Origin of the sequence: Tolypothrix sp. PCC 7601, assembly GCF_025677855.1 — a bacterium.
In the GTDB taxonomy this organism is placed as follows: Bacteria; Cyanobacteriota; Cyanobacteriia; order Cyanobacteriales; family Nostocaceae; genus Aulosira; species Aulosira diplosiphon.
In genome coordinates this window covers 5989905-6002969 of record NZ_CP064879.1, presented here as the reverse complement: position 1 = coordinate 6002969, position 13065 = coordinate 5989905, and the positions used below count along the sequence as shown (strand labels likewise).

The 13065-nt window shown below is 39.1% G+C and carries 7 protein-coding genes; 4 read left to right on the top strand and 3 right to left on the bottom strand.

Features of this window, described 5'->3' with window-relative positions; all coding sequences use genetic code 11:
* Nucleotides 1-204: 204 nt before the first annotated feature.
* Nucleotides 205-6216: a hybrid sensor histidine kinase/response regulator gene (locus tag HG267_RS24625; protein WP_045868416.1), complete on the top strand. Its 6012-nt coding sequence runs from the start codon at nucleotides 205-207 to the stop codon at nucleotides 6214-6216.
* 112 nt (nucleotides 6217-6328) lie between these two features.
* Entirely contained in the window at nucleotides 6329-8332 is a 2004-nt protein-coding gene (locus HG267_RS24620) for a response regulator (protein WP_045868415.1), read from the top strand.
* Between the two features lie 557 nt (nucleotides 8333-8889).
* On the opposite strand, the gene glgA is transcribed toward HG267_RS24620, so the two are convergent.
* From glgA to HG267_RS24605, 3 genes are all read right to left on the bottom strand, one after another.
* The gene (glgA, locus tag HG267_RS24615) at nucleotides 8890-10314 is read right to left on the bottom strand and encodes a glycogen synthase GlgA (RefSeq protein ID WP_045868414.1); all 1425 of its coding nucleotides are present in this window, start codon (nucleotides 10312-10314) and stop codon (nucleotides 8890-8892) included.
* A 239-nt stretch (nucleotides 10315-10553) separates the two neighbouring features.
* Entirely contained in the window at nucleotides 10554-11525 is a 972-nt protein-coding gene (hemC, locus tag HG267_RS24610) for a hydroxymethylbilane synthase (protein ID WP_045868413.1), read from the bottom strand.
* A gap of 366 nt (nucleotides 11526-11891) precedes the next feature.
* Nucleotides 11892-12314, bottom strand: coding sequence for a lysozyme inhibitor LprI family protein (locus HG267_RS24605; protein ID WP_045868412.1), 423 nt, complete (start codon nucleotides 12312-12314; stop codon nucleotides 11892-11894).
* Nucleotides 12315-12399: 85 nt separating this feature from the next.
* Here HG267_RS24605 and HG267_RS24600 point away from each other — a divergent pair, with 85 nt between their 5' ends.
* The gene (locus tag HG267_RS24600) at nucleotides 12400-12636 is read left to right on the top strand and encodes a type II toxin-antitoxin system Phd/YefM family antitoxin (protein WP_045868411.1); all 237 of its coding nucleotides are present in this window, start codon (nucleotides 12400-12402) and stop codon (nucleotides 12634-12636) included.
* 149 nt (nucleotides 12637-12785) lie between these two features.
* Complete coding sequence (locus HG267_RS24595) at nucleotides 12786-12998, top strand: DUF2281 domain-containing protein (RefSeq protein WP_045868410.1); 213 nt, start codon at nucleotides 12786-12788, stop codon at nucleotides 12996-12998.
* Nucleotides 12999-13065: the final 67 nt, after the last annotated feature.

Below are 13065 nucleotides of genomic sequence, written 5' to 3'. Positions count from 1 at the left end.
ATGTGACAGAATATAAATTACTCAAAACTCTTGCGATTGCTACCCTACCCTGCGGAAACGACTTCTCTACGAGACGCTGCGCGAACGTCGAACGGGAACGCTTCTCTGCGAGTGCTTTTTTACCTAAGTGACAACTTTGGTTAATCAGATTTTTTCTCCCCCAGCTTCAAAAGCGATAGGATATTTATTTATTTGCAAGTTCCTATGAGTATTACTATTGCAGGTTACAACCTCATCGAAGTCCTGTATGACGGTACTACTACCTGCGTTTACCGTGCTTTGCGGGAAACAGAGCAAACATCGGTGATTATTAAAACTCTCAAAGCTGAGTATCCCACTAGGCAACAACTAACTCAATTAAGACATGAATATCAAATACTGCAAAATTTAAATATTGCAGGTATTGTTAAACCTTTGGCACTAGAGAATTATCATAATGGTTTAGCATTAATTCTGACAGATTTTGCTGGAGAAACCCTCAATAATTTTATTAATATCCAAAATTTTGATTTAAGTAAATTTTTAAACATTGCTATTCAGTTAGCTACTATTCTTGCCGATTTACATCAAAACAATATTATTCATAAAGATATTAAGCCACAAAATATTCTCATTAATCCGCAAATAGACAAAGTAGAAATTATCGACTTTAGTATCTCATCATATTTATTCAGCGAAACTCAAAATCCCAGCGACACTAACTTTTTAGAAGGTACCCTCGCCTATATGTCTCCAGAACAAACAGGCAGGATGAACCGTGCAATTGATTATCGTACTGACTTTTACTCTTTAGGTGTTACTTTTTATGAAATGTTAACGGGTCAGTTACCTTTTCAAGTAAATGACTCTTTAGAATTAGTTCATTGCCATATTGCCAAAACTCCCGTATCACCTCAAGAGATTCACTCAGCAATTCCTCCAGTAGTTGCGGATATTGTCATGAAATTATTAGCCAAAACTGCTGAGGATAGATATCAAAATGCCTTGGGACTAAAGGCAGATTTAGAAGAATGCTTACGACAATTACAAGCAACAGGAAAAATTTCCCATTTCCAGATTGGTCAGCTTGATTTATCTAGCCAATTTCTGATTCCTCAAAAACTTTATGGGCGCGAAGTAGAAGTTATGATGCTCATCAATGCATTTGAGCGCGTCAGTCTTGGAGCAACGGAGATGATGTTAGTAAGTGGGTACTCTGGTATAGGAAAATCCTGCTTAGTTAATGAAGTTCATAAACCTATAGTTCGTCAACGGGGATATTTTATTTCGGGTAAATTTGACCAATTTAAACGTAATATACCCTACGCTTCTTTGATTCAAGCTTTTCAAGAATTAATTCGGCAGCTATTAACAGAAAGTAGCGAGCAAATTGCCAATTGGCAAGCAAAGCTTTTAGCAGCTTTGGGTAATAATGGTCAAATTATTATTGATGTGATTCCTGATGTTGAAAGAATTATTGGTACACAACCAGAGGTGCCGCAATTAGGCCCTACTGAATCGCAAAACCGATTTAATCGCCTGTTTCAGCAATTTATTCATGTATTTTGTCAACCTGAATATCCATTAGTGGTGTTCTTGGATGATTTACAGTGGGCAGATTCAGCTTCATTAAAGTTAATTCAACTGCTGACGAATAATCCAGATAGTCAATATTTGTTACTGATTGGTGCCTATCGAAATAATGAAGTTAATGAAACTCATCCGTTGATTTTATTTTTAGAAGCAATTCAAAAAGCTGGGGCAGTTATTAACAATATTTTGTTGCAGCCATTAGCGATTTCTCATGTTACCCAATTACTCAGTGATACTTTGCACAATCACTCAGAAAACTTAGCAACATTAGCTGATTTATTGTTTAATAAAACTCAAGGTAATCCTTTTTTCTTAACCCAGCTACTCAAATCACTTTATCAAGAAAATTTATTATCATTTAATTTCACTGCGAGGTCTTGGCAGTGGAATATCCATCTTTTACAGAAGATTGACATCACTGATAATGTGATTGAATTAATGGTCAGCCAAATTCAAAAGCTGTTACCGAATACTCAGAATATTTTAAAATTAGCTGCTTGTATTGGTGATAAATTTTCTTTAGAGGTTTTGGCAACTGTTAATAAACAAAATCAATCAGCAACAGTCACAGATTTATGGGAAGCTCTGCAAGCAGGTTTAATATTACCCTTAAATCATGCCTCTAGAATTCCCCTTCAACTTGAGCAAAAAGAAATAAACAATAGCGAGCCAACAATTACATATAAATTCTTACATGACCGAGTACAGCAAGCAGCCTATTCTCTGATTACTGATGAGCAGAAGAAAGCAACACACTTGAAAATTGGTCAATTACTGCTGCAAAATGCAACCCCAGAAGAACGTAAAGAAAATATATTTGCACTAGTAAATCAACTCAATTATGGTACTGAACTACTGACATCTGATTCAGAAAAATATGAACTAGCTCAACTGAACTTCTTAGCAGGGCAAAAAGCGAAAGCAGCGACAGCGTATGACTCAGCCGTTCGTTATTTCAATGTTGGTTTGAAATTGTTACCAGTTAATAGCTGGTATCAGCAATATGAAATAACCTTAGCGCTGCATCAAGAGACAGCAGAAGCAGTATTTTTGATTGGTGATTTTGAGCAAATGGAGCAACTAATCCAGGTAGTTCTACAACAAGCAAAATCGCAATTACATAAAGTGAAAGTGTATGAATTGCGAATCAAAAGTTGTGAAGTCCAAAGAAAACTTCTGGAAGCGGTAAAGCTAGGTTTAGAAGCTGTAGAAATATTGGGAGTCAAACTCCCTGAATCACCAACCCCTTTCGATGTTCAGCAAGCTATTGCGGAAACAACAGCTAATTTAACCACTCAAGAAATAGAAGATTTAGTTAATCTACCTCTAATGACAGATGCAGAAAAACTAGCAGCATTTCGGCTAATAGTCAGTTTAGTACCTGCGGCTTATCAATCTGCACCGACATTATTTATCTTGATGGCTTGTCAGCAAGTAAATTTATCAATTAAACATGGAATTACTTCTTTTTCTGTGAGCGGATTTGCTGATTATGGAATTCTTTTTAGCGGTATTTTACAAGATATAGAAGCTGCTGATAAATTTGGACAAGTGGCTTTAAATCTATTAGATAAGTTAGATACTCATGAGGTGAGAAGTAAAACCTTATTTAAAGTGGCAACATTTATTTTGCCTTGGAAACATCATGTGAGGGAAACATTACCACTTTTAGAAAATGCTTATCATAGCGGTTTAGAATATGGAGATTTAATCCATGCGGGATATGCAGCTAGTAATAAATGTCAATATGCCTATTGGAGCGGTTATGAGCTAAAAAGCTTAGAACAGGAAATGGCCAGATATAGTCAGGCGATCGCTCAAATTAATCAAGAAACAGCGTTAAATTGGCATCAGATATTTCATCAAGCAGTTTTAAATTTAATTGGAGAGTCTAAAAATCCTTGTCTTTTAGTCGGCACAGCTTATGATGAAGAGGAATTTTTACCAGTTCATATTCAATTCAATGAGCGAACAGTCATTCATTATGTATTCTTGAATAAATTAATCCTGTGCTATCTGTTTGGGGAATTTTCTCAAGCTGTGGCACATGCTAGCCAAGCCCAACAGTATTTAGATGGGGTAATTGGATGGTTAATGGTACCGTTGTTTCATTTTTATGATTCTTTAGCACAACTAGCAATATATTCATCACTACCGCAGCCACAACAACAGGAGCTATTAACTAGAGTAATTAATAATCAACAAAAAATGCAGAAATGGGCGCATTCTGCCCCGATGAATCATTTGCACAAATTTTATTTAGTAGAGGCTGAACGTCATCGTGTTTTAGATGAAAAAATAGAGGCGGTTGAGATGTACGATCGCGCGATCGCACTTGCCAAAGACAACGATTATGTCAACGAAGAAGCACTAGCCTGGGAACTGGCTGCTAAATTTTATCTATCATGGGGTAGGCAAACGATTGCCCGCACGTACATGAGTAATGCTTACCATGCCTATAGCCGTTGGGGAGCGATCGCTAAAATCAAAGATTTGGAAATCCGCTATCCACAATTAATTACAATATCGCCAAATACACAAAATCTGGAAATTCATTATCAAGAACTTAATCAGGCAAATTTCCCGATCATAGGCAGAACTCAAAGTCTCGATTTGATGACTGTGATGAAAGCTTCTCAAGCTCTTTCTTGCGAAATTGTTTTAAGCAAGTTGCTGACTAATTTGATGCGAATTTTAATTGAAAATGCAGGTGCAGAAAAGGGATTTTTAATTCTCGAAAAAGCAGGTAAGTTACAGATAGAAGCTTCAGGCAGTATCGAGCAAGAGGAAATCAGTGTTGAACAATCGCTACCTATAGAAAACAGTCAGCAGCTACCAATATCGATTATTAACTATGTGCAGAGAACTCAGAAAGACGTAGTTTTGAATGATGCCACTAGCGAAGCGGTATTTAATTTCGATAATTATATCCTTAACCAAAAGCCAAAATCTATTTTATGTACGCCAATTGTGAATCAAGGAAAGCTGATTGGCATTCTGTATTTAGAGAATAATTTAACTACTGGAGCCTTTACACCACAGCGCTTGGAAGTGTTACAGCTTTTATCATCGCAAGCAGCAATTTCAATTGAAAATGCGCGTCTTTATCACGATTTAGCAGAATATAATCGTACCCTAGAAGTGAGGGTAGAAGAACGAACTCTAGAATTACAAGGGAAAAATTTACAACTACAACAAGAAATCCGCGATCGCCAACGCGCTGAAGAGGTAGCAGAAACCGCTAACCGCGCCAAAAGTCAGTTCCTTGCTAGCATGAGTCATGAACTGCGTACACCCCTAAATGGGATTTTAGGTTACACACAAATTCTCAATAAAAATCAAACCTTAACTCCTGAACAAAAGAATGGTATCAAAATCATTCATCAATGTGGTGAACATTTACTGACGCTGATTAACGATATTTTAGATTTATCGAAAATTGAAGCCGGAAAATTAGAACTTTATCCTACAGAATTTTCGCTGTCAGAATTTCTAGAAAGTATTGTCCAAATTTGTCGTATCCGTAGCGAACAAAAAGGCATTGCCTTAGTTTTTGATCAACTATCAGTTTTACCCAAAGTTGTGCGAGCCGATGAGAAAAGATTAAGGCAAGTTTTAATTAATTTACTCAGCAATGCTGTCAAATTTACTGAAAAAGGCACTGTCAGATTTCAAGTAGGCTATCATGCAGAAAAATTCCGGTTTCAAGTAGAAGATACCGGTATAGGTATAGCTGAGGAGCAATTAGAAGAAATATTTTTACCTTTTAAGCAGGTAGGAGAAGATAGTCGCAAGACAGAAGGTACAGGTTTAGGTTTAGCAATTAGCCGTCAGTTAGTGGAGATGATGGGTGGTGAACTAAAGGTAACGAGTACTTTAGGTAAAGGTAGTGTTTTCTGGGTAGACTTAGATTTAGCTGAGGTCGCTTATCCGACAAATATTAAGAAAATTGTTGAACGTCACATTACTGGTTTTGTTAGTGATCAAAAGAAAATTTTAGTAGTAGATGATAAATGCTCAAATCGTTCTGTTTTAGTCAATTTACTCCAGCCTTTAGGTTTTGAAGTTTTAGAAGCAACAGATGGCTTAGACTGTCTAAACAAAGTATTAGAATTTCAGCCAGCTTTGATTTTTATGGACTTGGTAATGACTGTAATGGATGGTTTTGAAGCCACCCGTCGCTTGAGAATGTTACCAAACTTTAAAGAAGTAGTAGTAATCGCTATATCAGCAAGTGTGTTCGAGTTTGAACAAAAGCAAAGTCTAGAAGTAGGCTGTAATGATTTTCTGCCTAAACCATTTCGGGTAGCAGAACTGTTAGAAAAGTTAAGGATTCACTTAGGTTTGGAATGGATTTATGAAGATTTAGAAACCGCTCAAACTCAACAAAAAAATGTTAATGTAAAAACAAAAAACCAAAACTTACAACTAATTCCTCCGCCAGCAGAGGAAATTGCAATTTTGCTAGATTTGGCAATGAAGGGGGATTTGAGAAGTATTGCCCAAAGAGCAGCAAAATTAGAGGGGTTAGACGAGCAACTATTACCGTTTACCAATCATTTGCACCAACTGGCTAAAGAGTTTAAAGGAAAACAAATCGTAGATTTTATTAAACAATATTCCCCAGTAATAGGTAGTAAGTAGATTGACGGTTGATGGTTGACTGTTGACTGTTGGCGGTTGACTGTAATGCAGTGGGATTACGGATGTGGAATAACAAAATTGCTGACCTCTGCCTGATTTAAAATGAGGGTTTATGAACGCGGATTTGAATGATCAAGGTGTCATCTTAATTGTTGATGACAACCCAACTAATTTAGAAATGTTATTTGATTTTTTAGCCAATGCAGGATTTACTGTTTTGGTGGCAGAAGATGGTGAGAGTGCGATCGCACGCGCTGAATATGCTCCACCTGACCTGATTCTGTTAGATATACTTATGCCAGGCATGGACGGTTTTGAAACCTGTTGTCATTTAAAAGCCAATCCCTTAACACAGGATATTCCCATCATTTTCATGACTGCACTGACAGAAACCGTAGATAAGGTTAAAGGCTTGAGTTTGGGAGCTGTGGATTATGTTACTAAACCGCTACAGCATGAAGAAGTTTTAGCGCGGATTGAATTGCATCTGCAACTGCGTAACTTAACCAAGACACTGCAAGCGCAAAATCAGCGTTTGGAGAGAGAAATTTCTGAGCGCCAGCAAGCAGAACAAAAAATTCATCAACAAGCGGCTTTGCTCGATATCGCTACAGATGCCATTATTGTCCACGATTGGGACAATTATATTAGCTTTTGGAACCAAGGAGCAGAAAATTTATATGGCTGGTCAGCCACAGAAGTAATTGGCGAAAATATTAATCAGCTGATTTATCAACCGCAAATCTTACCGCAACTAGAAAATATCCGCGACAGCCTAGCAGCAGGTGGCTGCTGGTACGGGGAATTACAGCAAGTTACTAAACAAAATCAAACAATTATTGTTGCTAGTCGTTGGACTTTAATGCGCGATCGCAATGGACAACCGCAATCGATTTTGACAGTTAATACTGATATTACAGAAAAAAAACTACTAGAAAGTCAATTTCTTCGCGCTCAACGTTTAGAGAGTTTGGGTACCCTGGCTGGCGGCATTGCCCATGACCTTAACAATATCCTGACACCTATCTTATCTGCAGCACAACTACTACAGCTAAAACGCTCTCCCAGTGAAGAATGGAGTCAGCAAATGTATAGAACTATTGAAAGCAATTGTAAACGTGGAGCTGCTTTAGTTAAGCAAGTGCTACATTTTGCGCGGGGGGTTGAAGGTAAACGTTCAATTGTAGCCATTAACCATTTGTTCTTAGAAATTGAGCAGATTATTCATAGCACATTTCCCAAATCCATTGAATTTTCTTCAGATATTAACCCCGATTTATGGGCAGTAATTGGAGATGCCACACACTTGCATCAAGTGCTGATGAACCTCACCGTTAATGCTCGTGATGCCATGCCTAATGGTGGGACTCTGACTATTTCTGCTAAAAATTTCTTAGTTGATGAACAATATGCCCGGATGAATCTCGAGGCTAGTATTGGCCCCTATATTGTGATTACTGTTGCGGATACAGGAATTGGCATGTTGCCAGAGATTTTAGATAGAATATTTGAGCCATTTTTCACTACTAAAGAGGTTGGTAAAGGTACAGGTTTAGGTCTTTCAACTGTGAGAGGTATCATCAAAAGTCACGGTGGTTTTATTAACGTCCATAGCGAAATTGGTAAAGGCACAGAATTTAAATTATTCATACCAGCAGTAGAGACTATGGCAACATTGTTAGCCGAAAATGTTGAACTGCCAAATGGTAATAGAGAATTAATTTTAGTAGTAGATGACGAAGATGAAATTCTCGAAACCACCAAGATTTCTTTAGAAACTTATAACTACAGAGTGCTAACTGCCAGCAATGGGATTGAAGCGATCGCACTCTATGCCCGTTACCAAGATAATATTAGTGTGGTTTTGGTAGATATGATGATGCCATTAATGGATGGCGAAACTACCATTCGCACATTGCAAAAAATGAATTCCCAAGTGAAGATTATTGCTGTTAGTGGTTTGGTAGGCAGCAATAAAATTGCCAAAGATGCAACTATCAACAAATTTATTTCTAAGCCCTACACCACTCAAGAATTATTGCAAACTTTGCATGAGGTTCTTTACCAAGGGCTATATTATGCGGACGCACCAACAATACCTAATTTTGGATTTTAGATGGAGACAGATGGGTAGGGGCACGGCAATGCCCATTGGTGTCAACTTAACGCGAAACCCGCTTTGTAGCAAGGTTTTTGCCCTCACCCCCAACCCCTCTCCCACCGGGAGAGGGGAGCAAGAGATTTAATTCCCCTTCTCCTGCGGGAGAAGGGGTTAGGGGATGAGGGCGAAAGTTTTGTACAACGCCCGTCCTATATAGCTTTTAGCTTAAGTTGACACGTATGGGCATTGCCGTGCCCTCTAGAATATATTGATGTGTCGCAAACATTATTTGAATTGGTATTAGATTTTAGATTGGGAATAGATCCGCACTAAAAAGAGTTTAGCAGTGCTAAACCCCTACAGTATAAATGTTTTTACACATAAGGGACTTCCAAGAAATCAATTATTCCATCTTGTGGGGCGGGCATCTTGCCCGCCACATACACTGGGCGGACAAGATGTCCACCCCACAATAAATACTGGGATATTTTATTTGGAAGTCTCTAAAGCAGATGCAAAGCACTCAGCACAGGCTAAACGCCCCGCTACCGCTAACAGCACTCAGCACTTTCTTATACTGCCTCATTTAGCACCAACTCTGGTTGAGGTGCTTCCTCTTCTTCTGGTAAGCCGTAAATTGATCGATACAGCTTCACGTATTGCTTGGCAGATTGATACCAGCTGAAATCCTGAGTCATGCCACGTTTTTGCAATTCCTGCCATTGAGGTTTGAAACGGAAACCTTCCCAAGCGCGGATCATGCAGGTGAACAAATCCAGGGGTTCATAGCGGTCAAAACAATAACCAGTACCTGCGTCGTTCATGGGGTCGAAATGGGATACCGTGTCCACTAATCCCCCTGTACGGCGCACAATGGGCACAGAACCATAACGCAAAGCCATCATTTGGCTGATACCGCAGGGTTCAAAGCGGCTAGGCATTAAAAAGGCATCCGTACCAGCGTAGATGCGGCGAGACAAGGCATCGTTATACAGCAGGTAAGTTGCCATGCGTCCGGGGTAACGGGATGCCAATTGCCACATTTGGGTTTCGTAATAGCGATCGCCTGTTCCCAACAACACGAATTGCGCGTCAGTATATGCTAGGAAGCGATCGAGAATTTGGATGACTAAATCCAAACCTTTTTGCTCTACTAACCTCGTTACCATGCCAATTAAAAAGGCGTTGGAATTAACTTCTAATCCTACTTCTTCTTGCAGCCCAATTTTATTAGCTTTACGTTTATCTAATGTGTCAGTAGTAAAGGTTTGGGCAATATACTTGTCGTTTTCTGGGTTATAAACTTCTGTATCGATGCCGTTAATAATCCCAGATAATTTACCACTAATAAAAGACAGCAAACCTTCGATGGTTTCTCCGTAAGCAGGTGTTTTAATTTGCTCGGCGTATGTGGGAGAAACTGTATTTACCCTGTCGGCAAATTGCACCGCAGCTGCCATTGTATTGTGTCCTTGCATATACCAAGGACACCAAGTAATTTTTTCTAAATACCAACGCCAAGGCCCTTGATAAGCCAAGTTATGAATAGTGAATACACTAGTAATATCTGGATCTTGGTTCATCCACACAGGAATCATGCCAGTATGCCAGTCATGACAGTGGACAATTTCTGGCTTCCAGTAATTCCAGCAAAATTCTGCCGCACCATTGGCAAATAAAGTGAACCGCCAATCTTCATCCTCTCCTGAATAAATGCGGCGAGGTAGGAAAGCAGGATGTCCAAACAAATACAAGGGAACATCAGTACCAGGGAGAATGCTTTCGTAAACAGCAAAGTCCTGAAACATAGCATATCCCCGCCAGATGGGTTCCTTGGGAACCTCCATTTTGTCTGGCAGGAAGCCATAGTAAGGCAGGAATATGCGTACATCATGCCCCATTTGTCTCAAGATTTTGGGCAATGCGCCGACAACATCACCCATTCCACCAACTTTTGCAACAGGTGCTGCCTCTGCTGCAACAAATAGAATCCGCATGGTAATATATGTTTCCCCGATTCTGCCTACACAGTGATCAGTTTTCAGTTACTCAATTAGGGTCTTCCAAGTAAAAAAATATTCCTAACATTATTGTTGACTGTTAACTGTTGACTGTTAACTGTGAACAGTCAACGGTCAACAACGTTAATAGGGAATAATTTATTTTTTGGAGTTTCCTTATCACTGTTTCACTGTTCACTGATTACTTATCTAACCATATCAGGTTGCGGAATAGCTTAAGAACCTCTTTGGATTTCAGTAAAGATGACATCCAAAATTTCTTGTGCGCCTTGTTGACGCAACAGATTTGCTAGTTCTGTACCCAACTGTTCGGCATTTTTAGCTTCGCCAGAGACGGTATCTTTAACCAGCTTTTGTCCATCTACGCTGGCAACAATTCCGGTTAATGTTAATTGGTCACCATTAATTTCAGTGTTAACACCGATGGGTACTTGGCAGCCACCTTCCAAATCGCGTAAGAAAGCACGTTCAGCTAAACAGCGATCGCGTGTTTGGGGATGTTCGATAGCTTTCAGTAAAGATATCAATTCCGTATCATCAGCACGGCATTCAATACCCAATGCACCTTGCCCAACAGCATGAAGCGAAATTTCTTTTGGTAGAATTTGGTGAACGCGATCGCTCATTCCCAATCGCTCTAAACCTGCAACTGCCAAAATCAACGCGTCATACTCACCCGCATCTAATTTAGCCATGCGTGTGTTCAAATTTCCCCGTACATCCTTAAATGTGAAATGGGGGAACTGATTGCGTAACTGTGCCAAGCGCCGCAGAGAAGATGTACCGATGACAGCACCCTCTGGTAAGGTATCAATTGTCTGCCCTTTATACTTTTCGTGCAGTACCAAAGCATCTGCTGGGTTTTCCCGTTCGGTAATTGCTGCTAATGTTAACCCTTCTGGTAAATTAGTAGGCAGATCCTTGAGGGAATGAACCGCAAAGTCAATTTCCTTGTTGAGCATTCCCACTTCTAATTCTTTGGTGAATAAACCTTTATCACCAATCTTGGCTAATGCTACATCCAGGATTTTGTCGCCTTGGGTAGACATGGTATGAACTTCAAAAGCAATCTCAGGATAGCTTTTTTGGAGTTGTTCTTTTACCCAGTGGGTTTGAACCAGAGCAAGTTGACTCTTACGAGAACCAATACGAATTGTGCGTGTAGGACTGGAAACAGCTGAAGTCATAAAACAAAATGTCAAACAAGGCGATAAATTCACTCTCATCTAGACTACCGCAGTGAGTGACTTACCGGATGCTAATTGCTTAATTTCGATTAAGTTTAATTGCGAGTTTCTTTACATTTATTTACCAAGCAAAGCATGAAAAAGGATGAAGTGAAAATGAGTATCAAGTAGGGTGTGTTACGGCTATGAAAGGATATCGGACACAGAGACAATGATATTTAGCCGTAACGCACCGTCGCGTGGATGGTGCGTTAGGCGCTAGGATATTTCTTGCGTGACAAATCATATTGAAAACAAGCGCCTAACACACCCTACAGTCATCTTAATTAATTTCCCCCTTCCCCCTTCACCCTTCACCCTTCAGTATTAACGATCTAAATTAAGATATTCCTGTAATTGTTGAGTACGTTGCAGTGTAGTCTGTTCTAAGCAACCAAAATAAATAGTAGGTGCAATAGTTCCGCCTTCATATTGACTTCTTTCAAACTCACAACTAGCATCACGAAATTTAATCCATGCTTGCTGTGCGGTGATTAATTTCCTCTTGCTGGAACTAGATAAAGTTGGCACAAGTTTTTGATAAACCTGATTCAATTTTTTATCAGCATTCTGATAGGATATCTGCGCGCATTGATTAATTTCTGCCTGGGTTTGAGCATTATTACAGTTGAGCTTTTGCGCTAATTGTATCTTTGAAGTTTCCGGTGTTGTGCTTGCCATTGCTAAACTGCCAATAGACAAGCTGCTGAGGGTAATAATACTGAAAAAGTATGGTAAAAAACGATTCATAATATTTTGAAAGTTACGTGTATGCATCAAAATAGCATAAAATTGAGATAAGCTCTAATAGAAGACTGCGGCTGGAGATTAACTGATGAAAACAATTGATATTACCCAAGCCCTGACGGAAATGTCAGATTTAATTGCAAAAGCAGTCGATGGTGAAGAAATTATTATTACCAAAAACAACCAACCAATAGTCAAATTGGTTTCCTTACAACCTCTCCCTCAACGTCCTCCACTTTTTGGCAGCGATCAGGGCTTAATTTCCATTACTGATGATTTTGATGAACCTTTAGAAGAATTTTTTAATGTGTTGCAATTAAAATAATGTTGGCGATACAGAAAATTATTTATAGGGGCAAAACAGGTTGTGTAGACAATATAATTCAATTGCCACCCGATACAATAGCATTGTGAGTTGACGCGATGTCTATGACAAGCCGATGCAGCATCTACGCATAATCATGAGGAAATATTATGAATCTTGAACAAGCTGTGTTATACAAATTGCGGCAGCTACCTATAGAAAAGCAACAAGAATTATTGGATTTTGCAGAATTTCTGTACCAAAAAACTACTAAAAAACCTGCTTTACTTAGTGTTAGAGGGTTATGTAGTGATTTAAAGGTAGATATTACAGAAGAAGATATTGCTCTTGCACGCCAAGAAATGTGGGGTAATTTTTCGTGACTCGTGATTTGCAAATTCAGGCTTTAACCACAATTCAGACTATTTGGTAGTAAGTAGGTGCGATGTC

Excerpts from the sequence above, each read along its gene's own strand:
- glgA (WP_045868414.1), bottom strand. The coding sequence starts at position 10,314 with ATGCGGATTCTATTTGTTGCAGCAGAGGCAGCACCTGTTGCAAAAGTT.
- HG267_RS24600 (WP_045868411.1), top strand. The coding sequence starts at position 12,400 with ATGAAAACAATTGATATTACCCAAGCCCTGACGGAAATGTCAGATTTA.
- HG267_RS24625 (WP_045868416.1), top strand. The coding sequence starts at position 205 with ATGAGTATTACTATTGCAGGTTACAACCTCATCGAAGTCCTGTATGAC.
- HG267_RS24595 (WP_045868410.1), top strand. The coding sequence starts at position 12,786 with ATGAATCTTGAACAAGCTGTGTTATACAAATTGCGGCAGCTACCTATA.
- hemC (WP_045868413.1), bottom strand. The coding sequence starts at position 11,525 with ATGACTTCAGCTGTTTCCAGTCCTACACGCACAATTCGTATTGGTTCT.
- HG267_RS24605 (WP_045868412.1), bottom strand. The coding sequence starts at position 12,314 with ATGAATCGTTTTTTACCATACTTTTTCAGTATTATTACCCTCAGCAGC.
- HG267_RS24620 (WP_045868415.1), top strand. The coding sequence starts at position 6,329 with ATGAACGCGGATTTGAATGATCAAGGTGTCATCTTAATTGTTGATGAC.